This window comes from Streptomyces sp. NPDC026500, from assembly GCF_055567635.1.
Genome location: NZ_JBVHQB010000014.1, coordinates 81,186 through 104,346 on the forward strand (window position 1 = coordinate 81,186; position 23,161 = coordinate 104,346).

Annotated in this window: 18 protein-coding genes; 14 read left to right on the forward strand and 4 right to left on the reverse strand. The window is 70.3% G+C overall.

The window, feature by feature from the left end; all coding sequences use genetic code 11:
- Positions 1 to 112 precede the first annotated feature (112 nt).
- The 8 genes from ACZ4N5_RS24910 (at position 113) to ACZ4N5_RS24945 (ending at position 10,968) form a co-directional block, all read left to right on the forward strand.
- A complete protein-coding gene (locus tag ACZ4N5_RS24910; protein ID WP_467759266.1) occupies positions 113 to 862 on the forward strand; it encodes a (2Fe-2S)-binding protein in 750 nt (249 codons plus the stop codon).
- Between the two features lie 86 nt (positions 863 to 948).
- Positions 949 to 2,100, forward strand: a complete 1,152-nt coding sequence (gene glgA, locus ACZ4N5_RS24915) for a glycogen synthase (protein ID WP_467759267.1) — start codon at positions 949 to 951, stop codon at positions 2,098 to 2,100.
- A gap of 81 nt (positions 2,101 to 2,181) precedes the next feature.
- Positions 2,182 to 3,411: a glucose-1-phosphate adenylyltransferase gene (glgC, locus tag ACZ4N5_RS24920; RefSeq protein WP_467759268.1), complete on the forward strand. Its 1,230-nt coding sequence runs from the start codon at positions 2,182 to 2,184 to the stop codon at positions 3,409 to 3,411.
- A gap of 297 nt (positions 3,412 to 3,708) precedes the next feature.
- Positions 3,709 to 6,042 carry a GH92 family glycosyl hydrolase gene (locus tag ACZ4N5_RS24925; RefSeq protein ID WP_467759269.1) on the forward strand — a complete coding sequence of 778 codons (2,334 nt, stop codon included), beginning with the start codon at positions 3,709 to 3,711 and terminating at the stop codon, positions 6,040 to 6,042.
- A gap of 155 nt (positions 6,043 to 6,197) precedes the next feature.
- Positions 6,198 to 7,526 (forward strand): wax ester/triacylglycerol synthase family O-acyltransferase, encoded by a 1,329-nt coding sequence (locus tag ACZ4N5_RS24930; protein WP_467759270.1) that lies wholly within the window; start codon positions 6,198 to 6,200, stop codon positions 7,524 to 7,526.
- Positions 7,527 to 7,627: 101 nt separating this feature from the next.
- Positions 7,628 to 9,142 carry an SDR family NAD(P)-dependent oxidoreductase gene (locus ACZ4N5_RS24935; RefSeq protein ID WP_467759271.1) on the forward strand — a complete coding sequence of 505 codons (1,515 nt, stop codon included), beginning with the start codon at positions 7,628 to 7,630 and terminating at the stop codon, positions 9,140 to 9,142.
- 126 nt (positions 9,143 to 9,268) lie between these two features.
- Positions 9,269 to 9,934 (forward strand): hypothetical protein, encoded by a 666-nt coding sequence (locus ACZ4N5_RS24940; RefSeq protein ID WP_467759272.1) that lies wholly within the window; start codon positions 9,269 to 9,271, stop codon positions 9,932 to 9,934.
- A gap of 74 nt (positions 9,935 to 10,008) precedes the next feature.
- Entirely contained in the window at positions 10,009 to 10,968 is a 960-nt protein-coding gene (locus ACZ4N5_RS24945; protein ID WP_467759273.1) for a hypothetical protein, read from the forward strand.
- 67 nt (positions 10,969 to 11,035) lie between these two features.
- On the opposite strand, the gene ACZ4N5_RS24950 is transcribed toward ACZ4N5_RS24945, so the two are convergent.
- Positions 11,036 to 11,863, reverse strand: a complete 828-nt coding sequence (locus ACZ4N5_RS24950; RefSeq protein ID WP_467759274.1) for an SDR family oxidoreductase — start codon at positions 11,861 to 11,863, stop codon at positions 11,036 to 11,038.
- Between the two features lie 415 nt (positions 11,864 to 12,278).
- Positions 12,279 to 12,839, reverse strand: coding sequence for an HD domain-containing protein (locus ACZ4N5_RS24955; RefSeq protein WP_467759275.1), 561 nt, complete (start codon positions 12,837 to 12,839; stop codon positions 12,279 to 12,281).
- A gap of 526 nt (positions 12,840 to 13,365) precedes the next feature.
- Here ACZ4N5_RS24955 and ACZ4N5_RS24960 point away from each other — a divergent pair.
- Positions 13,366 to 13,542 (forward strand): hypothetical protein, encoded by a 177-nt coding sequence (locus ACZ4N5_RS24960; RefSeq protein ID WP_467759276.1) that lies wholly within the window; start codon positions 13,366 to 13,368, stop codon positions 13,540 to 13,542.
- A 156-nt stretch (positions 13,543 to 13,698) separates the two neighbouring features.
- On the opposite strand, the gene ACZ4N5_RS24965 is transcribed toward ACZ4N5_RS24960, so the two are convergent.
- Together ACZ4N5_RS24965 and ACZ4N5_RS24970 are read right to left on the reverse strand one after the other, a co-directional pair.
- Positions 13,699 to 15,039, reverse strand: coding sequence for an amidase (locus tag ACZ4N5_RS24965; protein ID WP_467759277.1), 1,341 nt, complete (start codon positions 15,037 to 15,039; stop codon positions 13,699 to 13,701).
- A 122-nt stretch (positions 15,040 to 15,161) separates the two neighbouring features.
- Positions 15,162 to 16,205, reverse strand: a complete 1,044-nt coding sequence (locus ACZ4N5_RS24970; RefSeq protein WP_467759278.1) for a LacI family DNA-binding transcriptional regulator — start codon at positions 16,203 to 16,205, stop codon at positions 15,162 to 15,164.
- A gap of 221 nt (positions 16,206 to 16,426) precedes the next feature.
- Between ACZ4N5_RS24970 and ACZ4N5_RS24975 the strand changes: the two genes are divergently transcribed.
- From ACZ4N5_RS24975 to ACZ4N5_RS24995, 5 genes are all read left to right on the forward strand, one after another.
- Entirely contained in the window at positions 16,427 to 17,716 is a 1,290-nt protein-coding gene (locus ACZ4N5_RS24975) for an ABC transporter substrate-binding protein (protein ID WP_467759279.1), read from the forward strand.
- A gap of 6 nt (positions 17,717 to 17,722) precedes the next feature.
- Positions 17,723 to 18,703: a carbohydrate ABC transporter permease gene (locus ACZ4N5_RS24980; RefSeq protein WP_467759280.1), complete on the forward strand. Its 981-nt coding sequence runs from the start codon at positions 17,723 to 17,725 to the stop codon at positions 18,701 to 18,703.
- Positions 18,700 to 19,617 carry a carbohydrate ABC transporter permease gene (locus tag ACZ4N5_RS24985; protein ID WP_467759281.1) on the forward strand — a complete coding sequence of 306 codons (918 nt, stop codon included), beginning with the start codon at positions 18,700 to 18,702 and terminating at the stop codon, positions 19,615 to 19,617. Before ACZ4N5_RS24980 ends, ACZ4N5_RS24985 begins: the two co-directional genes overlap by 4 nt.
- Before the next feature lie 120 nt (positions 19,618 to 19,737).
- Positions 19,738 to 20,970 (forward strand): glycoside hydrolase 5 family protein, encoded by a 1,233-nt coding sequence (locus ACZ4N5_RS24990; RefSeq protein WP_467759282.1) that lies wholly within the window; start codon positions 19,738 to 19,740, stop codon positions 20,968 to 20,970.
- A gap of 123 nt (positions 20,971 to 21,093) precedes the next feature.
- Entirely contained in the window at positions 21,094 to 23,136 is a 2,043-nt protein-coding gene (locus tag ACZ4N5_RS24995) for an endo-beta-N-acetylglucosaminidase (protein ID WP_467759283.1), read from the forward strand.
- Positions 23,137 to 23,161 lie beyond the last annotated feature (25 nt).

Here is a 23,161-nt window from a genome sequence, read left to right on the forward strand (position 1 = left end):
CGTCCCTGAGCAGTCATTGGGTCCTACTGCCGATGGAGTACGAATCGCCCCTTGTCCTCCCCAGGGTGGGCGACACCACGGCCCGATCCACTGGTGGTTACCCCTAGGGGGCTTGGTACTACTGCTCTTCGTGGACCTCGACCCCCAACTCGCTGCGCTCGACGCGCTCGGCGGATTCTTCGTACTACGCACCGGCGTACCGCCGCGCGGCCCCCTCCCTACCCTCGCGAGCGCCTTTGCCAACCCGCAAGCCGGGACGCCTGCGGAGGTTTACGGAGATCCGATAACTTTTCGCGTCCGGAAGGTCGCCCAGAGTATTCGGGCTCCGGAGTCACGGATCGCGGTCTCGGTGGCGCAGCAGGGTCTCGCGGCCCGCTTCTGGTCGATCGCGCTCGGTGCCGCCGCGCTCTGCGGCCGACTGCCCGACCTCGATCCGGAGCTGCTGCGCTGGGACCCCGACGCCAGTGCTCCGGACGACCTCTGGCTCTCCGAGGTCCGCACCCGGCCCGTGACCGATCTCGACACGGTCGTACGCGCCGGACTTCTCGTCCCGCTGAACGCGGCCCTGCGCTCACGCCACCGCGTCTCACCGGGCCTGTTGTGGGGCAACGCCGGCTCCGCCCTGGCCGGTACCGTCCGTCAGCTGGACCGCTGGGCGCTCACCCACGGACGCCCGGACGTGGGGGAGCGGGCCAGGACCCTGGCCGGCCGGCTCTTCGAGCACCCCGACCTCTCCGGCACCCTCGACCCCAGGACGCTCCGGCGCCGCAGTTGCTGTCTCTACTACCGGGTGCCCGGCGGCGGAGTCTGCGGCGACTGCTGCTTCGACCGCCCACCGCGGCCCGCGCCCCGCCGGACCTGACACAGGGGCTTACCGCGTGGTCTTCCGTATCGGCTTCAACTGAGTGACCATGAGGGGCACCAGCCGGGCTACGACGGGGGTTCTGTGTGCGCGTGGGACTGCTGACCCGGGAGTACCCGCCGGACGTGTACGGCGGTGCGGGCGTCCATGTCGAGTTCCTCGCACGGGAGTTGCGCGCCCTCACCGAGCTCGATGTGCACTGCTGGGGCGAAGGCGGCACCGGCGGAGTCGTCCGTCACCGGCCCTGGACCGCACTCGACGGCGCCAACGACGCCCTGCGCACCTTCTCCGTGGACCTCTCCATCGCCGCCGCCCTCGAAGGCCGCGAACTGGTCCACTCCCACACCTGGTACGCCAACCTCGCGGGACACTTCGGAAAGCTCCTGCACGGCATCCCGCATGTGATGACCGCCCACTCCCTCGAACCGCTGCGCCCCTGGAAGGCCGAGCAGCTGGGCGGCGGCTACGCCCTGTCCAGCTGGGCCGAGCGCACCGCCATCGAGGCCGCGGACGCCGTGATCGCCGTCTCGGGCGCCATGCGCGAGGACATTCTCGGCTGCTACCCGGCCCTGGACCCGGCCAGGGTGCGCGTCGTGCACAACGGCATCGACACCTCCCTCTACCGGCCCGACCACGGCACCGACGTCCTGGAGCGGATCGGCCTGGACACCGGGCGCCCGTACATCCTGTTCGTCGGCCGCATCACCCGGCAGAAGGGCGTGCCCCATCTCCTGCGCGCGGTACGGGACATAGACCCGGCCGCGCAGGTGGTGCTGTGCGCGGGTGCCCCCGACACCCCGGAGATCGACCGGGAGTTCCGCGAGCTGTACCAGGAGCTGAGCGGCGTGCGCGACGGCGTGCACTGGATCCCGCAGATGCTGCCCCGGCCCGACGTCATCCAACTCCTCACACATGCCGCCGTGTTCGTCTGTCCCTCGGTGTACGAGCCGCTCGGCATCGTCAATCTGGAGGCGATGGCCTGCGGGACGGCGGTCGTGGCCTCGCGCGTCGGCGGCATTCCCGAGGTGGTCGAGGACGGCGAGACCGGCCTCCTCGTGCCGCTCCAGGGCGACTTCGAGGCGGAGCTCGCGACGGCCCTGGACTCCGTGCTCGCCGACCCCGACAGGGCCCGTCGCATGGGCGAGGCCGGACGGCGGCGCGCGGTGGGGGAGTTCGGCTGGGACGCGGTGGCCCGAAGGACTGTCCAGCTGTACGAGGAAGTCCTCAAACCGGGGTAACCATCGGACAGACGAACTTCAGAACATGGGGCGGGTCCGGGCAGCCGGGCGTGACCCGACCGGGCGTAGAGGGGCGGCGGCATGCGGCGCGGTGGGCGCGGTGGACCTTCGGTGCTGGGAATCGTACTGGCGGGCGGTGAGGGCAAGCGGCTGATGCCGCTCACGGCGGACCGGGCGAAACCGGCGGTGACCTTCGGCGGCACGTACCGCCTCGTGGACTTCGTACTCTCCAATCTCGTCAACGCCGACATCCTGCGCATCTGCGTGCTCACGCAGTACAAGTCGCACTCGCTGGACCGGCACATCACCACCACCTGGCGGATGTCGAGCCTGCTCGGTAACTACGTCACGCCGGTCCCGGCCCAGCAGCGGCTCGGGCCCCGCTGGTATCTGGGCAGCGCGGACGCGATCCTCCAGTCGCTCAACCTGATCCACGACGAACAGCCCGAGTACGTCGCGGTGTTCGGCGCCGACCACGTCTACCGGATGGACCCCCGGCAGATGCTCGCCCAGCACATCGAGAGCGGCGCGGGGGTGACGGTGGCCGGGATCCGGGTGCCGCGCGCCGAGTCGTCGTCCTTCGGCGTCATCAGCCCCGGTTCCGACGGCCAGAGTGTGCGGGGCTTCCTGGAGAAGCCCGCCGACCCGCCGGGCCTCGCGGACGACCCCGAGTGCGTCTTCGCCTCGATGGGCAACTACCTCTTCACCACCAAGGCGCTGATCGAGGCGCTCCAGCGGGACGCCGAGGACGAGAACTCCGTGCACGACATGGGCGGTTCGATCCTGCCCGCGCTCACCGAGCGGGGCGAGGCGCAGCTGTACGACTTCAGCGACAACCACGTGCCCGGCGAGACCACCCGCGACCAGGGCTACTGGCGCGACGTGGGAACCCTCGACGCCTACTACGACGCCCACATGGACCTGATCGCCGAGCGTCCCGCCTTCAACCTGTTCAACCGCAGCTGGCCCGTGTACACGAGCTCCGGGCAGCTGTCGCCCGCGCGCTTCAACGCCGGAGGCATCGCGAGCGAGTCCATCATCAGCGCGGGGTGCCTGATCCGCGGGCAAGTGACGCGGTCGGTGCTGTCGCCGGGTGTGGTCGTCGATCCGGGGGCGGTGGTGCAGGGCTCGATCCTGCACGACAACGTCAAGATAGGGCGGGGTGCCGTGGTGCGCGGCGCGGTGCTCGACAAGAACGTCGAGGTACCGCCGGGTGCGACCATCGGCGTCAATCCGGAGCGCGACTCCGACCTCTACACGGTCTCCAAGGGTGGCGTGATCGCCCTGGGCAAGGGTCAGCGCGTGCCCTGACCGGCCGCCGCGGGCGGACAACGGCCTCGGACACCCGGCCCGTCGGGCCCGGTGACTCCGGGGCCGTTTGTCATGTCCCTGGACAGGGGGCGGAATCCCGTGTTGTCATGCCAACTGCCGCTGATGACAACGTTGTACAGCGCTGACAACGATGTCATAGGCTGCGGCGGTCTCGGACGTGCCGTGCCCGGACGCGACGCGTCGGGCGGGATCTCCTCCGGTTGCCCGGAAAGCCGGTCTCCCGCCCCGACCATGCATGAGGACAACGTTGTCGATCACCCACCGGAGGTCTCCCGCATGAGATGGACCCGGCGCCTGCGCCTGTGCACGGCCGGGCTGGTGACAGCCTCCGCGCTGTTCGCCCTGCCCACCGCACAGGCCGCCGAGCCGCGCGACGGCCAACTCACCGATCTGGTCAACCCGTTCATCGGAACGGAGAACGAGGGCAACACCTATCCCGGCGCCGCCGTGCCCTTCGGCATGGTGCAGTTCTCGCCGGACACCGGCCACAACACCGGCTACGACCACTCCCAGAACCACATCCGCGGTTTCTCCCTCGTCCACCTCTCGGGCGTCGGCTGCGGCCTCGGCGGAGACCTGCCCGTGCTGCCCACGACGGGGGACGTCACCCGGACGGACGACGCGCAGTACGCGGCGGAGTTCGGTCACGACACCGAGGAGGCGCACCCCGGCTTCTACAAGGTCGGCCTGAAGTCCGGGATCGAGGCCGAACTGACGGCCACCGCGCGCACCGGCGTACAGCGCTACACGTTCCCGGCCACCGACAAGGCCAACGTGCTGCTGAACGCCGGCCAGTCGCTGCACAGGACGGTCTCGACGAAGGTCGAGATCCTGGACAACCGGACCGTCCGCACGGCGATCACCGGCAGCGGCTTCTGCCAGGCCACCAAGCCGTACACGGTGTACACGATCACCCGCTTCGACCGGCCGTTCACCACCTCGGGCACCTGGAACGGCGACTCCGTGACCGAGGGCTCCCGGGAGACCGCCGGCACCACCGGGCGCACCGGCGCCTTCGTGCGCTTCGACACCACCGAGGACCGCACGGTCGAGGCGACCACCGCGCTCTCGTACGTGGACGCCCGCGGCGCGGCCGTCAACCTCCGCTCCGAGGGCGGCCGTTCCTTCGACGCGGCTCTCGGAGCCGCGCACCGCGCCTGGGAGGACCGGCTCGACGACGTACGCGCGAAGGGCGGCACCGACACTCTGCGCCGCACGTTCTACTCGTCGCTCTACCGTTCCTTCCTCGCGCCCAACATCGGCAGTGACGCCGACGGCCGCTACACCGGCTGGGACCAGCGGATCCACCGCGCCAAGGGCTTCACGTACTACCAGAACTGGTCGCTGTGGGACACCTACCGCACCCAGTCGCAACTGCTGGCCCTGCTCGCGCCGAGCGAGGCGCGCGACATGGCGATCTCCGTGATCAAGATCGACGAGGAGAGCGGCTGGCTGCCCAAGTGGGGCTACGGCACGGCCGAGACGAACATCATGACCGGTGACCCGGTCACCCCGTTCCTCACGAACGCCTACCAGCAGGGTCTGCTCAAGGGGTACGAGGAGCGGGCGTACCGCGCTCTGAAGAAGAACGCCGACGGCGTGCCGCCCGCCGACTCGCCGGCGGTGGGCCGCGAGGCCAACAGGGAGTACATCGCGAACGGCTTCGCCCCCTATATCAAGGGGCGCCCGCACACGAAGCCCGGCGACTCCGACTACGACCACGGCGCCTCCGTCACCCTGGAGTACGCCCTGTCGGACGCCATGCTCGGCGAGATGGCACGGGAACTGGGCCACGACGAAGACGCCGCGCGCTACCTGGCGCGGTCCCAGAACTACCGCGCGATCCACGACCCTTCGACAGGCTTCTTCCGGGCCCGGGACGCTTCCGGAGCCTTCACCGGACCCGCCGACCCGGCCCAGAGCGAGGGCTTCCACGAGGGCACGTCCTGGCAGTACCAGTGGCTCGTGCCGCAGGACCTGCCCGGCATGGTCGACCTGATCGGCGGCAAGCAGGCGGCGAACGACCGGCTCGACTCGTTCTTCGCCTACGGGAAGTTGCTGCAGGACCCGGCCAAGACCGCCCGCGAGGTGTGGGTCAACGGCCCCTACGCGTACTACAACGCGGACAAGTACAACCCGCAGAACGAGCCCGACCTGATCGCCCCGTACACCTACCTGTCGACCGGCCAGCCGTGGAAGACGACCGATGTCGTGCACGCGGCCCTGACCCTCTTCACGGACGCGCCGACCGGGATGACCGGCAACGACGACCTCGGCACGATGTCAGCCTGGAACGTCCTGTCCTCCATCGGCATCTTCCCGGTGCAGCCCGGCTACGACACCTGGGGTCTGTCCACGCCCGTCTTCGAGCGGGTCGACCTCAGGCTCGACCGGCGCTACTACCCGTTCGGGGCGCTGACCGTCACGGCGCCCGGCACGTCGGACACCGATCGGTACATTCAGTCGGCCCGCGTGGACGGATCTTCCTACGGCCGTACGTATCTGACGACCCACACCCTGCGGCGCATCCACGCGATCCGTTTCACGGTCGGCCCGGAGCCGTCCGAGTGGGGAACGGCGGCCTCCGCGGCACCCCCGGTCCTGAAATGACGCCCGGTGTGTCCTGACGTGAGCGAGTCCCGTCCCTCCTTCGAGGGGCGGGACTTAATCAGCTGTTAACTGTGCGTAACTTGATCGTACTTGACCGTAATCACCAGTCCGGGTTTGACTGCAAGTTCACCCGTCGTCGACGCGAGAGCAAACCTTTGATCTCCGACCTCCTCGCACCACTCGACCTGGCGTTCTGGAACATCGAGTCCGACCGGCACCCGATGCACCTCGGAGCCCTGGGTGTCTTCGCCGCGCACTCGCCCACCGCCGGCGCCCACGCCGCGGACCTGCTCGCGGCCCGCGCCGCCGCCGTCCCCGGGCTGCGCATGCGCATCCGTGACGTCTGGCAGCCGCTCGCACCCCTCGCCTTCGGCAGTGCGGCCCGCGAGCCCGCACCCGACTTCGAGCCGCTGGACCACGTCCTGCTGCATAAGCCGACCGCCGACTTCCACTCCGAGGCCGGCCGGCTCATGGAACGCCCGCTGGAGCGCGGCCGGCCACCGTGGGAGGCGCATGTGCTGCCCGGCGAGGACGGCGTGTCCTTCGCGGTGCTCTTCAAGTTCCACCACGCGCTCGCCGACGGGCTCAGGGCGCTCATGCTCGCCGCCGCCATCATGGACCCGATGGATCTGCCCGAACCCCGTCCGCGCCCCGCTGAGGCGCCCCGAGGGCTCTTCCCGGACGTCCGCAAGCTGCCCGGCCTGGTCCGCGGCACGCTCTCCGACATGGGCCGCGCCCTCGACATCGGCACCTCGGTGGCCCGCGCCACACTCGGCGTGCAGTCCTCGCCCGCCCTCACCTCCGCGCCCACCGGCACCCGGCGCACCGCCGGTGTGATCATCGACCTCGACGAGGTGCACGTCGTCCGCAAGACCGTCGGCGGCACCGTCAACGACGTCCTGATCGCCGTCGTGGCGGGCGCCCTGCGCCGCTGGCTCGACGAACGCGGTGACGGCAGCGAGGGCGTCTCCCCGCGCGCCCTGATCCCCGTCTCCCGGCGCCGGCCGCGCACGGCGCACCCACAGGGCAACCGGCTCTCCGGCTACCTGATACGGCTTCCCGTCGACGACCCGGACCCGCTCGGCCGGCTGCGCGCCGTACGGACGGCGATGGACCGGAACAAGGACGCCGGACCCAACCGGGGCGCCGGCGCCGTCGCGCTGCTCGCCGACCACGTTCCGCCGCTCGGGCACCGGCTCGGCGGTCCGGTCGTGGGCCAGGCCGCCCGGCTGCTGTTCGACATCCTCGTCACCAGCGTGCCGCTGCCCAGCCTCGGCCTGAAGCTCGGCGGCTGCCCGCTCACCGAGGTCTACCCGTTCGCCCCGCTGGCCCGTGGCCAGGCCCTCGCGGTGGCCGTCTCGACCTACCGGGGGAGCGTCCACTACGGGCTCGTGGCCGACGCGGAGGCCGTGCCGGACCTCGATCTGCTGGCCCGTTCCCTGACCGAGGAGGTGCGCGCACTGATCACCGCATGCACGCCGTGATCACCACGGGTTTGGTGCCGCGCCGATTGGTCCGTAAAATTCCGCCTTCGAAAGCGAGCGCGGTTCGAACGCGGCGCACAACCCGAGGAACGGCAGCAGCGATGACGGTGACAGAGGACGGCCGGGCGACCCCCGCCGTGGACACGACAGATGTGGCGGCCGTCGCGTTCGGTCCCGGTATCGACCCCGAGCGACTTGCCGTCTGCCTCAGCGTGCTCGACGAACTGGAGAAGATCGACGTCGACCACCCCGACGCGATCGCCGTGCGCCGCGCCACCGCGGGCGTCTACCGGACGGTGAAGCAGCGCCGCCGCCAGGAGCGCCGCGCCGCCAAGACGGCCCACGACAAGCAGGTCACCGAGTCCACCGCGACCGGCTCCGCCCAGCGCATCGACGACGAGACCGAGGGCATCCTGCCGTCGTCGGTGACGGAGGAGGGCAAGATCGCGGGGATACTCCAGCGCCCGCGCTCCTGCTACACCTGCAAGACGCGGTACGTCGAGGTCGACTACTTCTACCACCAGCTCTGCCAGGACTGCGCCGCCCTGAACCGCGACCGGCGCGACGCCCGCGCCGACCTCACCGGCAAGCGGGCCCTCCTCACCGGCGGCCGCGCCAAGATCGGCATGTACATCGCGCTGCGCCTGCTGCGTGACGGTGCGCACACCACCATCACCACCCGCTTCCCGAAGGACGCCATCCGCCGCTTCAAGGCCATGGACGACTCGGCGGACTGGATGCACCGCCTGGAGGTCGTCGGCATCGACCTGCGCGACCCGGCCCAGGCCGTGGCGTTGGCCGACCAGGTCGCCGAGCAGGGCCCGCTCGACATCCTGATCAACAACGCGACGCAGACCGTGCGCCGGCTGCCCTCCGCCTACGCCGCGCTCGTCGAGGGCGAGAGCGCCCCGCTGCCGGCCGGTGAACTGCCCTCGAGCCACGTCATCGGCGCCTTCAACTCCGGAGCGGTCGACGGACTGACCGCGCTGCCCGTCGGCGTCTCGGGGCTGGACGCGCAGAAGGTGGCCGACCTCGCCCTGGTCGCCGGCAACGCCAGTGTGGTCCGCCACCGCGACGGCACCGCCATCGACGCGGGGGGCCTGGTCCCCGACGTCGTCGACAGCAACACGTGGGTGCAGACCATCGAGCAGATCTCCCCCGTGGAACTGCTGGAGACCCAGCTGTGCAACTACACGGCACCGTTCATCCTGATCAGCAAGCTGCGGTCGCAGATGGCCGAGGCGGCTCGCAAGGCGCCCGCGGGGCGCGCCTACATCGTCAACGTCTCGGCGATGGAGGGTGTGTTCGGCCGCGGCTACAAGGGCGCGGGCCACCCGAACACGAACGCGGCGAAGGCCGCCATGAACATGGTGACCCGCACGAGCGCCCAGGAGATGTTCCAGACCGACGGCATCCTCATGACCTCGGTCGACACCGGCTGGATCACCGACGAGCGCCCGCACTACGACAAGCTGCGCCTGGCCGACGAAGGCTTCCACGCCCCCCTCGACCTCGTCGACGGCGCGGCCCGAGTGTACGACCCGATCGTTCGCGGCGAGCAGGGCGAGGACCTGTACGGCGTCTTCATGAAGGACTACGCGCCCGGCAAGTGGTGAGCGGGGGACGGGAGGGGAGCACGCGCGCACCAGGTGCTCCCCTCGTGCGCCCTTGTGTGCGACGGGCAATCCCGCCAGCCTCTGTTTTCTGACGACGCTTCAGGATCGCCGAGTAGCATGGCGCCCATGACCGAGTTGTTCGCGTTCATCGACGACGCCATGTCCCGCTCGCAGGATCCGGAAAAGATCATCGTGACAGTGTGCGAGAACGGCTGGCTGCGCGAGCACCTCATGGCAGCGGTAAAGGACAGGACGCTTCTTTCCGGAACTCTTTGTTATAGGCACCCGAACGGCTTCTACAAAATAAAGCTGCTTTCTCCGGGCGCTGATTCATGGGCCCTCCGGCTTCACCTCTGGGACGGTCCCGTGGCGCAGTCCGACGTCCATGACCACCGGTGGGACTTCTCTTCGTACATCGTGTGGGGCGGATTGCTGGAGTCGCAGTTCGTTCTCGAACGCGGCGCGGGTTCGACGCCGGTCTTCGAGCTGGCGCAGCGTCCGTCGTCGGGGGAGTACCGCTATACGCCCGACGGGGTGGGGCGCCTGCGGGAGACCGCCCGCACCCGGCGGGTCGCGGGTGAGTCGTACACGCTCGACCACCGTGTCCTGCACCGCGCCGATCCCGATGGCACCTACCCCGTTGTCACGGCTGTGCTGCAAGGACGGGATCTCAGGACCAGCACCGTCGTCGTCCCCGTGGCCGAGCGCGACACATCGGCCGAGGTCGGTCTGCTCGACTCCGACGGCGTCGCGAATCTCATGGAACGGGTGGCAGAAAGGCTGGCCGCATGACCAGTTCCGTTTCCGGCGGTACGGACGGCGTCCGAATATTCGCCAAGTACGCGCGGCTCTGGGCCGTTGTCGTGATGCTGGCCTCCACCGTGGTGGGGGTTCTGCTCATTTTATGGGGGGTCTTCTTCGACCTGGACAAGGATCTCTCGACCGCTCTGGCGGCGATCGGTGAATCCGTCATCGCGTCGGTTCTCGTCTATGTCATGGTTTCGCTGTTCCTGGATCCCGTGCGGCAGCGGCTGCAAGCCCAGGAACTCGCCGGTTATGCGATCGACGTAGCGCATTCCCAGTTCCAGGAGCGCTTCGAAGTCTCTTTGCCGAGCGAGGTCTTCGAGTCGGCCGATGTGCCGAAGGTGGCCTTCCGGGAGGCATTCGAGGCGCTCCTCGTCACGTCCACGCGCTACGACAGCAAGGGCTCGGCGGCCGAGTTCGCAACCTTTCGCCTCGCTCTCGGCAGTCAGAAGCGCGCCTTTCGCCGACTCGACCAGATCAGACTCTGCCTTCTCGATCCGCGGGCCGAAGACAGCCTCCGGGCCCATGTGATCATGCGCCAGCGCGAACACCAGGGCAGAAGGCCGGTGCCCACCGTCGACCAGGGTATCGAGGCCCTTCAACGGCAGATCTTCATCTCGCTCACCGCCCTGCACGACCTGCGCTCGTCGCTCCCGACCCATGTGTATCTCCACCGTGACCTGCCGTTCTTCCGGTGCGAGATGTTCGACGGGGGCATGTTCCTCACGTACAACCTCGACGGCACGGAATACCCCGAGAACCTGCAGTTCTCCTCGCGGACCCGTCCCTATCGGGCCTATCACGCGAGCCTCGACATGACGCGGCGGTTCGCTTCCCGGGAGATCCGTTTCGGATCGGAGTCGGCGCTCGGTGTCGACTCCGATCCCCGCTTCCTCGAGCTACTGGCGGAACTCGGCTGCCGGATGTCCCTGGACGAGCTGCGAGCGTTCCGCGACGAGCGATTCCGCCGTTTCCGCGCGCAATTGCGCGCGGCGCGGATAGACGAAGGGGACATTTTCTGAGGCGCGAGGGGGTGAGCGCTGAGGCGGTGGGGTGCCAGGGGCTGTGCGTCCGGTCGCACGTTCGGGATCACCGGCCGGCGCGCGGACCCCGCCCGTCGGGTTTCCGTGCCCGCAGACGTTCGTGGACGGCGTGCGCGGGGGAGCCCGGGCACGCCGCCCTCACCCGCGTTCCCCCGTCGACCAGCAGGTCGGCCCCGGTGATCCACTCGGCCGCGTCGGACGCCAGCCAGGTCACGGCACGGGCGATGTCCTCGGGTCGGCCGATACGGCCGAGCGGGAGTCCGGCGCCCAGCTCGTCCTCGGAGTGCTCCCATACGAAGCGGGCCATCTCGGTGCGGACGAGACCGGGGGAGACCGAGTTGACCCGTACCTTCGGGGCCAGCTCGCCGGCCAGCTGCTGAGTCAGATGGAGCAGGGCGGCCTTGCTGGTGCCGTACGCGCCGACCTGAGGCCCGACGTGTCCGGCGCCCTCCGTGCAGACGTTCACCACAGCTCCGCCGTGCTCGCCCATCCAGGCCCGCCACGCGCACTGCACCAGCCGCAGCGGCGCCTCGACGTTGACGGTGAACGCGTCGCGCCAGCGTTCCGGGTCGGCGTCCATGAGGGGGCCGTAGGGCTGGTTGGTCGCGGCGTTGTTGACCACGATGTCGACGCGCCCGAAGGCGCTGAGCGTCAGCGCGGTCAGTTCCGTCAGATGCGCCCCGTCGGCGACGGAACCCGCGAGCCCGATGCCGCCGACCCGCTCGGCGGCGCTGCGTACCGAGTCCGGGTCGCGTGCGGTCACACACACCCGCACACCTGCTCCGGCGAGCGCCTCGGCGACGGCGAGACCGATCCCGCGCGAGGCCCCGGTGACGATGGCGGCCCTGCCCTCGAGTCCGTACGGCGACATCATCCGCGTACCGTCTCATGACGGACCGTCAGCCGACAGGCCTCGGCGAAGACTGCAGCCGCCCGCTGGGCATGAGGGCCGAGGGCCGAGCGGAATCGCTCCCCTGCGGAGTCCGTGCGGAGTCCGTGCGGGGTGGGGCGGTCTCGTGCCGTGGTCCGTGCCGGAGGAGCCGCCTCGCCGTGCTGCGGACGGCCCGGAGCGAGACGTCGGTTTCGGCGGTGGCGCCCGTAGCGGGCGGTGCGGCACGGGCGCGCCAAGGCCTGTCCGAACAGTTCGCGTCGGTTCGGGCCGCGGCGTTCGGTGCCGTGCGTCGCAAGGCGGGGGTCGCCCTCGTACCGGGCGTACTCGGGCGTGCCCGACCAGGCAGCGAGGTGCGGTGCCAGGCGTCGCGGGCCCGGTGGGAAGGGTCAGACAGGCGCTAGTCCACGGCCCCGAGGCGCGAGGAACGTTGCGCCACCAGTTCCAGCACTGTGCGCCAGTCCTCCATGACCCCGGCGTACAGGCTGACCACCTTGCCGGCGTCGTCCGCCTGCCGCAGGGTCACCGCGTCCTCGGCCAGCGGGTCGAGTTCGAAAGCGGCCGCCTCGCGCGGGGTCATCGTGCCGCCCTGCGCGGCCAGGGTGAGCGTGCTCTGCGGGGACAGTCCGCGGCCCGGCGACGTGGTCGCCAGATAGCGCTTCGCCGCCACATGCAGGCGTACGAGACGGGAGACCCGCTCGCCGAGCAGCGGCCGTACCGCGTCGGCCGCGTGGTCGGCGTGCCCGGCGTCGTCCCCCGGCCTGAGCAGATGCCCGATGTCGTGCACCAGGCCCGCGACCTGGAGTTCCTTGTCGCTGGGATGGCCGCGGCGCAGCAGCGCGGCGGTCTGCAGGGCGTGGTCGTGCAGATCGACGGGGTCTCCGCTGCGGTCCGGGGTGTCCCAGGCGCCCCGGCAGGCGTGCAGTAGATCCATCAGCTCCTCGACGCCGCGCAGCTCCATGCGTCAGTCCTCCCGCGAGAAACGCCGTTGCCGCGCGACAGCAGATCATGGCCTCCTTGCGAACCGGCCAACGGGACCTGAACTGCGTGCCGTCTTCGGAGCCGGACGCGCGCGGCGACATCGGTCCACGGTGACTTCAGCCATGCCCGTGGCCGGTCCCGACGGCCCCGCCCAGGGGCGATATTGAGCCGAATGGGTGGTCGCGAAGAGGGCATCATGTTTCAAATCGCCGCAGATCGGGGCCTGATGAGTCCTGGATGACGTGTGACAGTAACCTCAAGTTTTCAGCCCCATAGAGCGGGGGCATGCTCATTTGGTTACGCTGTAGCCGACGGGCAGCCTTACTGGGGTCCACCCACACCCACGGTCCGTCCCGGGACAAGCCGGTCACCACGGCCTGCTCTCACACGAGTTACCGGCGCCACCGCGTCCCTAACTGCTTCGACTCAGACCCGAGCGGGCGTCAGGCGACCCGAGCACCGGGCACTAGCGTCCCGAGGGTGACCCGACACATAAGGAGTGCGCGGTGACACCAGAGAAGACGAATCGCGATCAGGGCCCCAAGGAACACACGGAGCGCCTGGCCGGTGGGTCCGACACCAAGCTCGGAAGCCTGGACGTGTGGGCCAGGTCCGCCCCCATCCGCCTCGCGGGCTACGAGGACGACCTCGCCGAGCCCCACATCCTGCCCAGCGTCGACTGACCGACGCCAGGATCCGGCACGATCGACGACGGCATGGGTGTGCCGGACTCGCGCCCATGCCGAGCCGAAGAAGCCGCGGCCGACGACCGGCCGCGGCTTCGGCGTGTGACGACAGCCTCCAGCCGCTCGACACAGCCTCCAGCCGGCAGACAGTCCCTAGCCGAGCGGTGCGGTACGCCGCCACGGGTGCAGCACTTCCAGCTGTCCCGCCACATCGAGCAGCGCCGCCTCGGAGCCCGGCAGGCCGACGAGCTGGACGGCACAAGGGGCGCCGTTCGGCAGTTTTCCGAACGGGACCGACATCGCGGGCCAGCCGGTGAGGTTCCACGGCGGAGTCATCGGCGAGTAGTTGGTGTTGGCCAGGACATTGCGCAGCCAGCCCCGCTTGTGCCAGTCGACGGCGGCGGGACTGCGCCGGGCGAGTGCCGGGGTGAGCAGCACGTCGTGCTCCGCGAAGAACGCCGCCAGACGCCCGCGCAACTGCTCGCGGCGCACCCCCTTGCGTACGCCGGTCACGAAGCGGCGTCCGACCGTGGCGTGCACCCGGGTCCGCCGGGCCAGTCTGCGCGGGTCGAGTTCCTCCGCGTCCACCGCTGTGCCCGCCGTCCAGTGCGCGAGCGAGGTCGTGCTCAGCCAGAGCGGGTACGGCGGGTTCGCGGACCGCACCTGGTGGCCCGCCTCGGCCAGCAGCGCGGCGGCCTCCCGGGCCGCGTTCGTATACGGCCGGGTGACGCGAATACCCGCCAGGGGGCTGCGTACGGACACGGCGATTCTGCGGGTGACGGGCTCCGTGGGCGGTGCCGGCTCGATGTCCGCGAGGAGGGAGAACATCAGCCGGGCGTCCTCGACCGTCGTGGCCAGCGGGCCGTTCTCCGACATCCCGAACCAGTCGCCGTGACCGATCCCGGCGGGGATCACGCCGTGGCCCGGCTTCAGGGTGACCAGACCGCAGTTGGCGGCGGGGATGCGCAGTGAACCCATCCCGTCGTTGCCGAGCGCGATCGGCACCATCCCGGCGGCCACCGCCGCCGCGCTGCCGCCCGAGGAGCCGCCCGCCGTGCGGGACAGGTCCCAGGGGTTGCGGGCGTTGCCGTACACGCCCTCCGTGGTGCCGAAGACGCAGAGCTCGGGCACGTTCGTCAGGCCCACCACGATGGCGCCCGCCGCACGCAGCCGGGCCACGGTGACGTGATCCTCGTCGGCGGGCGTGTCCGGGGTCGCGGCGGAACCGTTGCGGTTCGACTCGCCGAGCACCGCGAGGTTGTCCTTCACCGCCACCGGCACGCCCGCGAGGGGGAGTTGGCCAAGATCCCGGGTGGCCAGTTCGTCGGCCTCCGCGAGGGCGGCCTCGGCGCGGACCGTGCGGAAGGCGCCGACATGCTCGTCGAGGCGTTCGATCCGCGCGAGGTGTTCGGCCACCACCTCGCGGGGTGTGACCCTCTTCTCGCGTACGGCTGCGGCGATCTCGGTGGCGGTCCGGCCGGCCCAGGTGGTCACGGGCGCTCCTCACTCGTGGCGTACTGGTGAGTAGTTACGGGGAGCACTCTGCCCGCAGTGGGGCGTCGCGTCGAGAGCCGTCCGCCTTGGAGATTGGGTCGGGCGGTCGGTCGCAGCCCTCGTCACCCCCCGCCGGGGCCGGTGCTCTCCCGCTCGATCAGCCGCGGCACCGGCACCCGCACCGTCCGAGCCGGGCCACCGTCCAGGAGCGCGGTCAGTTCCTGGGCCGCCGTGCGGCCGAACTGGACCGTGTCGCGGGAGAGCGCGGACAGCCAGGGCCTGACCATGCGGCACAGCGGGGAGTCCTCCCAGGCGACGACACTCACGTCGCCCGGGACGGTGAACCCCAATTCGGTCGCGGCGGCGACGCCGGCGAGGGCCATCACGTCGGTGTCGTAGACCAGGGCGCTCGGCGGGCGGTCGCCCTCCAGCACCCGGCGGGTGACTGCGGCGCCCTCGGCGTCCGAGTAGTCCGTGGTCACCGAGCGGACCTCGGCCAGGCCCCGCCGCTCCGCCTCCGCCCGCAGCGTCCGGATACGGCGCTCGGTGTGGGCGAGGCCCGGCAGTCCGGCGATGTGCACGATCCGGCGGTGGCCGAGGGCATACAGCTCGTCGACGACCGCGGCCATCGCGCCGGCGTCGTCCGCCCAGACCGTGGACAGTCCCGGATGCCGGGCGTCCGGCGTCCCGCCGATGACCACGGCGGGCAGACCCAGTTCGTCGAGGAGACCGGGACGTGGATCGGCGACGCGGGGGTCGACGACCAGCACGCCGTCCACGCGGTGCTCGGCCCACCAGCGCCGGTACACGGCGCACTCGGCGTCGACGTCCTCGACCACCTGGAACAGCAGGCCGAGATGACGCTCCGCCAGCACCTCCTGGATCCCCGAGATCAGCTGCAGGAAGAACGAGTCCACGCCCAGGGTGTCGGCGGGGCGTGCCACCACCAGACCGACGGTCGCCGCGCCCTCGCCGGACAGCTGGCGCGCCGCGGTGCTGGGCCGCCAGCCGAGCTGGTCGGCGACCCGGCGCACCCGGTCGCGGGTCACCTCGGAGACTCCGGGCCGGTCGTTGAGCGCGAAGGAGACCGCGCTCTCGGAGACCCCGGCGCGCCGCGCGATGTCCTTCATCGTCGGACGGCGCGCCGGGGACCGCTTGGCCGGCATGATGGCTCCCCATTTCTCCAAGACGTTCACTAATGCGCTTGAGTGACGGAAGCCTAAAGCGCATTAGTGATCGTGTGCAAGTAGGAGTTGATAATGCTCTGACCTGCACTAATGTTAGGCGGATTCCTTTAGTGGGTCCGAATGCATTGACTTCTCCGAAGCCCGCCGGGCATGGTCGCTGGCGCCACCATCTGCCGACGCAGCAAGGGAGCCGTGTCACCGTGCCCATGCCCCGCAGAGCACTTCTCGCCGCCGCCGTCGCCCTCGTCCTGCCGCTCAGTGCCTGCGGCTCCGGCGACGGTGGCGGCGGATCGACGGACGCCTCCGGCAAGGTCGAGGGCGACATCACCTTCCAGACCTGGAACCTGAGGGCCAACTTCAAGGCCTACTTCGAGGGCGTGATCGCCGACTTCGAGAAGAAGTACCCGGGAACCCACGTGAAGTGGATCGACCAGCCCGCCGAGGGCTACGCCGACAAGATCAGCGCGGACGCGGCGGGCGGCACCCTGCCCGACGTCGTCAACGTCTCGCCCGACCTCGTCGCCCCGCTCGCCAAGGCGGGCCTCGCCCTCGACCTCGACAAGTCGGCCGCCCAGTACAAGAAGGAGTACCTGGACGGCGCCTGGGCCAGCCATGAGATCCCGGGCACGGCCGGCACGTACGCCTTCCCCTGGTACCTCAACACCGGCCCGCTGTTCTACAACAAGTCGCTCTTCAAGGAGGCCGGCCTCGACGGGTCGCGGCCGCCGACGACGTACGACGAACTCTTCGCGGACGCACTCCAGTTGGCGAAGAAGAGCGACGGCAAGGTAGCCACCCTCGCCAACGTGCCCACCGTCGAGGACTTCGGCCGCTACGGCGTCGAGCTGATGAACAAGGCGGGCACCGCGTTCTCCTTCAACGACGCCAAGGGGGTCGAACTCCTCGCCAAGTACAAGGAGTTGTACGACGCCAAAGCACTCGACGCGCAGGCGCTGACCGCCACCGCGGAGTCGTCCGGCAAGAAGTTCCTGACCGGCGCCGTCGCCATGAATCCGGGCAGCGCCCTGGACCTCGGCAACTTCAAGAAGCAGGCGCCGAACCTCTACAGGAACATCGGCATCACGGACCAGATCACCAGCACCGGCAAGGTGAACATGTACGTCATGGGCGTGATGGTCAACTCGCGCACCAAGCACACACCGGCCGCGGTCGCCTTCGCGCACTACGTCACCGACGCGCAGAACCAGATGTCCTTCGCCAAGAAGGTCGCGATCTTCCCGAGCACCGCGGGCTCCCTCGACGACCCGTACTTCACCCGGGAGGACGGCACCGACGAGACACGTGTACGGATCGCCGCCGCCAAGTCGCTGAAGAACGCGGTCAATTACACACCGGTCCTGTTCAGCGAGCAGATGAAGACCGCACTGCGCAACGAGGTCGCCAAGGCGCTCCAGGGCAAGGAGAGCCCCAAGACGGCTCTTGACGACGCTGTCAAGGCCTGCGACACGCTGCTTCAGCAGCAGGGCTGAGCGGACATGGCGAGTTCCTCCAGCACCGTGCGGGAGCCCCGGCCCCTTTCCCGGGGGTGGCGGCCCCTCGGCCCGGGGCGGCGGGCAGATGCCCGGGGGCGACGGCCCGACACCCGGGTGCGACGCCAACTGGTCAGCAGTCCCTGGCTGTTCGCCGCTCCGGGACTCCTGGTCGTGGCCGTCTTCATCCTGTATCCGTTCGTGTCGACGGTGATCAACTCCTTCACCGACCGCCGCACCCTGATCCCCGGCAGATTCGTCGGCCCGGCCAACTTCCGGGAGCTCCTGCACGACGACATGTTCTGGACCGGACTGCGCAACAGCACGCTGTACGTCCTCGGCGTCGTCCCCGCGCTCGTCCTGCTGCCGCTGCTGCTCGCCCTCCTCGTCCAGAAGAACATCCCCGGCATCACCTTCTTCCGGTCGGCCTTCTACACCCCGGTCGTCGCGTCGATCGTCGTGGTCGGGCTCATCTGGGTGTGGCTCCTCGACGAACGCGGCCTGGTGAACTCGCTGCTGGAAACGATCGGGATCGGCAAGGTCGGCTTCCTCAGCGATCAGTGGCTGCTCCTGCTCAGCGCCATGGCCGTCACGGTCTGGAAGGGCCTCGGCTACTACATGATCATTTACCTCGCCGCGCTCGCCAATGTGCCCCGCGAACTGCACGAGGCCGCCTCGGTGGACGGCGCGGGCGCGGTGCGCCGCTTCTTCACGGTCACCGTGCCCGCCGTCCGCTCCACCATGGTGCTGGTCGCCGCGCTCTCCTCGGTCGCCGCCTTCAAGGTGTTCTCCGAGGTGTACCTGATGGCGGGCCCGGACGGCGGTCCGGCAGGCGAGGACACCACTCTCGTCATGCTCGTCCAGCGCACCGGCACCGGACTGACGGGCCGGGTCGGCTACGCGTCCGCCCTCTCGGTGGTCGTCTTCGTCGTCACCGTCGCGTTGATGCTGCTCGTGCTGCGCGCGGACCGGAAGGAGGACGTGTGAGCGTGCTGGAGAAGGTACGTCCCGTCGAGCGGCGACCGGAGACGGAAGACCGGCCGCGCCGCCGCGGTGTCACCGACGAACACGGACGCCGTATCCGCGCCTGGGAACTCGCCCTGCGCTACCTGTTGTTGCTCGGCGTCCTCGCCCTCACCGTCGGCCCCTTCCTGTGGCAGCTGTCCACCTCTCTCAAGGGGCCCACCGAGGACGTCTTCAGTTCGCCGCCGAAGTTCCTCCCCGGCCGTCCGACCCTGCACAACTACCGGCGGGTCGCCGACACCATCCCCGTGTGGGACTACGCCCTCAACTCGCTCAAGGTCGCGGGCGCAGGCGTCGTCACCAACTGCGTGGGCTCGGCGCTCGCGGGCTACGCCCTGGCCCGGCTGCGCTACCGGGGCCGGCGCGTGGCCATCCTGGTCTTCATCCTCGCCATGCTGGTGCCCGTCGAAGGCATCATCATCGCCCAGTTCACCACCATGCGGGAACTCGGCCTGAACAACACGCTCATCGGGGTCGCCCTGCCCGGCTGCATCGGGGCCATGAACGTGCTGCTGATGCGTAACGCCTTTCTCAACCTCCCCTACGAGATCGAGGAGGCGGCGTACGTCGACGGTGCCAACGTCTGGCAGCGATTCCTGCGGATCGCGCTGCCCTCGGTGAGGGGCACCCTCGCCGTCGTCGCGATCTTCGCCTTCATGGGCGCGTGGGACGACTTCCTGTGGCCGCTCATCGTGCTCAGCGATCCCTCGAAGTTCACCCTGACCATCGGACTCAACTATCTGCACGGCACCTTCGCCAACGACGAACGCCTCGTCGCCGCGGGCACGATCATCGCCGTGGCGCCGCTGATCGTCCTCTTCGCCTGTCTCCAGCGGTACTTCTTCCGCGGGGTGGGCGAGGGAGCCGTGAAGGGCTGACGAGGGCGGGCGATGCGCCGCCGACACCCTGTCCCTCCGTATCCCCGTACTGCCGTATCCCCGTACTGCCGCATCCCCGTACTGCCGTATTCCCGTACTTCCGATTCGCAAGGATCCCGTATGCCTCCTGCCGTGCGCTTCGGCGTCAACTACACCCCGAGTGCGGGGTGGTTCCACCACTGGCTCGACTTCGACCTGGACTCCGTACGCGCCGATCTCGACTCCGTCGCCGCGCTCGGCCTGGACCACATCCGGGTCTTCCCGCTGTGGCCCTACTTCCAGCCCAACCGGACGCTGATCCGTCCGCGGGCCGTCGAGCAGCTCGTCGCGCTCGCCGACGCGGCCGGCGAGCGGGGACTCGACGTCGACGTGGACGGTCTGCAAGGACATCTGTCGAGCTTCGACTTCCTGCCGGCCTGGACACAGACCTGGCACCGGCGGAACATCTTCACCGATCCTGACGTGGTCGAGGGGGAGGCGCGATACCTGCGGACCCTGGCCGCGGCCCTCGCCGACCGGCCGAACTTCATCGGCATGACGATCGGCAACGAGGCCAACCAGTTCGCGGCCGGACCGCATCCCGACCCCGACCGCATCACGGCCGCCCAGGCCGAGGCGTGGCTCGCGCGCCTGCTGGCCGCCTGCGAGGAGGGCGCCCCGGGCAAGGCGCATCTGCACGCCTCCTACGACGCCGCCTGGTACCAGGACGACCAGCCGTTCACGCCTGAGCACTCCGCCCGGCTCGGCGCGATGACCGCCGTGCACTCGTGGGTGTTCAACGGGACGGCACAGCGCCACGGCCGTACCGGCGTCGCCACCGAGCACCACGCCGCCTACCTCATCGAGCTGTCCAAGGCCTGGGCCGACGACCCGCACCGGCCGGTCTGGCTCCAGGAGGTCGGCGCGCCGGCCCCGCTGATCCCCGCCGACCACGCGGCCGCCTTCACCGAGGCGACCGTCGCGAACGCCCTGGACTGCCCCGGCCTGTGGGGCGTGACCTGGTGGTGCTCGCACGACGTCAGCCGCGACCTCGCCGACTTCCCCGAACTCGAGTACAGCCTCGGCCTGTTGACCAACGACCGGCGGACCAAGCCCGCCGGGGAGAGCATCGCCCGGATCGTCAAGGAGGGCCGTCCGGACGCACCCGCCCCGCGTACCACCGCGCTGGTCGTCGACACCACGCCGGGGCGTTCCGTCTGCGCGCCGGGCGGCCCCGTCTTCGAGGCCTTCGCCCGGCTGACCGCCGACGGCGTCCGCCCCACCACCGTCCTCGCGAGCCGCGCCGCAGACAAGGAACACCTCGCCGCCCGCGGCATCACCGAGGTCGTCACACCGGGTCAGGCCACCGCATGACCCCAGCACCGAAGTCCGTCCTCCAGGGACTCACATCCTGACCCCAGCACCGTCGACGTCCCCCAGGGCCTCACCGCACGACCTCAGCACCGTAATCCGTCCCCCAACGATACGGAGCACACAGTGAACCTCAGCAGACGCACCGTCCTGCTCGCCGGAGCCGGTGCCGCCGCCGGACTCCTCCCCGGCCTGCCGGGCACGGCCGCGGCCGCCACCCGCGACCTCCAGCCCTATGCCTCCTACTGGTACCCCGACTCGCTGCCCTCGGGCACCCCAGGCGCCGGGATCACCTGGCGCGGTCTGAAGGCATGGAGCGCCGACAGCGACGCGGACCTGGCCTTCAACGCGGCCACCGTTCCGCTCGCCACGCGCTTCACCCCGGTCCCCGCGAACACCACGGCCCGCTCCGGCCAGGCCCGCGTCCAGTCCCTGGTCTCCTTCGGCCCCACGTCGAGCAACCCCGCCCAGGGCGCGGCCACCGCCGACTACTACGCGCTCACCCACTGGTCGTACGTCGACGAACTCGTCTTCTGGGGAGGCTCGTCGGGCGAGGGACTGATCCTCGCGCCCAACGCGCCGATCGTCGACGCAGCCCACCGCCACGGCGTACCCGTCCTCGGCAATGTGTTCCTGCCGCCGGTCGCCTACGGCGGCCAACTGCGGTGGACCCGCGACCTGGTGCAGAAGGACTCCGCCGGGCACTTCCAGCTCGCCGCCCAACTCGTCGCGGTGGCCGCCGCGTACGGCTTCGACGGATGGTTCATCAACGCCGAGACCGGCGGCGGGAACACCGCGCTCGCCACCGACATGCTCGGCTTCGTGCGCGAACTCAGGGCGCTCGGCGCGGCCGAGGGGCAGCGCGTCACCTGGTACGACGCGATGACCGTGAACGGCGCGGTGAGCTGGCAGGGCGCCCTGAACAACCAGAACACGGCGTTCTTCCAGGCCGCCGACACCATGTTCCTCGACTTCCGCTGGTCCCGGAGCAGCCTCGCCTCGTCCGCGACGACCGCTCAGCAACTCGGCCGCGAACGCTACGAGTTGTGGGCCGGCGTCGACGTCGAGGCGAGCGGCACGAACGCCTCGGTGAACTGGGACGCCATCGTGCCGACCGGTACGGCACACATCACCTCCATCGGCTTCTACCGGCCGGAATGGACCCGCAACCACCTCCCGGCCAGCCGCACACCCGGCGACTTCCACGGCGCCGACGACGCGTTCTGGACCGGCGCCTCCCTCGACCCCGCCGCACCCGACCCGACGGCGAACTGGCGCGCGCCCGCCGTCTCCGTCGCGGACCGCTCCACCGTCACCTCCGTCCCCTTCGCGACCGTCTTCAACACCGGCCACGGCCTGAAGTGGTACGAGGACGGGAACGCGACGTCCGACGCCGCCTGGAACCACCTCGGTCTGCAGGACCGGCTGCCCTCGCGCCGCTGGGTGGTCCGCACCACCGGCCGACGCCCCTCGGTCACCTTCGACTTCGCGGACGCCTGGCGCGGTGGCAGCAGCCTCCTGGTCTCCGGCGACCTCGACGAACCGGCCACCCTGGACCTGTACGTGACGCGGCTGCCGCTCGGCCCGGACACGGTCGTCGAGCTGACCCACCGCACCGACGCGGGCGATGCGTCCCTGGAACTCGCCGTCGCCACGGCCGACCCGGACGCGGCCGGCGCGGCGCCCCCGTACACGTACTTCCCGCTGACGTCGGTCGACGGGCTGACGTCGGGCGACGGCTGGCAGACCACCACCGTGCCGCTCGGCGGGCTGTCGGGCACCGTACGGGCCCTGGGTGTCCGGCTGACCGGGGCCGGAGTCCCGGTGCGCTGGCGGCTCGGCGGTCTCGCCGTCCGCGACGCGGTGCCGACCCCCGCCGCGCCCACCGGCCTGCGCGTCACCGACGCCGAGGGCGGCAGCCTGCGCCTCGCCTGGCAGGCCGCCCCCGGTCCGGCCGACGACCCGACGGCGGGGGCCACCCGCCACTACGAGCTGTACCGGATCCTCCTCGACGGCACGCGCCGCTTCCTCGGCGGAACCTGCCAGAGCGCCTTCTACGTCGGCGGCCTCGCCCCCGAACAGGGCGAGACGGCCGCCGTGTTCGAACTGCGTTCGGTGGGGGAGCTGTTCACCCTCTCGACCCCCGCGACGACCACCCACACCTGGTAGCCCGTACCCGTACCCGCACCGCGCA

Excerpts from the sequence above, each read along its gene's own strand:
- ACZ4N5_RS24980 (WP_467759280.1), top strand. The coding sequence starts at position 17,723 with ATGGCGAGTTCCTCCAGCACCGTGCGGGAGCCCCGGCCCCTTTCCCGG.
- ACZ4N5_RS24955 (WP_467759275.1), bottom strand. The coding sequence starts at position 12,839 with ATGGAGCTGCGCGGCGTCGAGGAGCTGATGGATCTACTGCACGCCTGC.
- ACZ4N5_RS24945 (WP_467759273.1), top strand. The coding sequence starts at position 10,009 with ATGCTGGCCTCCACCGTGGTGGGGGTTCTGCTCATTTTATGGGGGGTC.
- ACZ4N5_RS24940 (WP_467759272.1), top strand. The coding sequence starts at position 9,269 with ATGACCGAGTTGTTCGCGTTCATCGACGACGCCATGTCCCGCTCGCAG.
- glgC (WP_467759268.1), top strand. The coding sequence starts at position 2,182 with ATGCGGCGCGGTGGGCGCGGTGGACCTTCGGTGCTGGGAATCGTACTG.
- ACZ4N5_RS24935 (WP_467759271.1), top strand. The coding sequence starts at position 7,628 with ATGACGGTGACAGAGGACGGCCGGGCGACCCCCGCCGTGGACACGACA.
- ACZ4N5_RS24990 (WP_467759282.1), top strand. The coding sequence starts at position 19,738 with ATGCCTCCTGCCGTGCGCTTCGGCGTCAACTACACCCCGAGTGCGGGG.
- ACZ4N5_RS24970 (WP_467759278.1), bottom strand. The coding sequence starts at position 16,205 with ATGCCGGCCAAGCGGTCCCCGGCGCGCCGTCCGACGATGAAGGACATC.
- ACZ4N5_RS24950 (WP_467759274.1), bottom strand. The coding sequence starts at position 11,863 with ATGATGTCGCCGTACGGACTCGAGGGCAGGGCCGCCATCGTCACCGGG.
- ACZ4N5_RS24925 (WP_467759269.1), top strand. The coding sequence starts at position 3,709 with ATGAGATGGACCCGGCGCCTGCGCCTGTGCACGGCCGGGCTGGTGACA.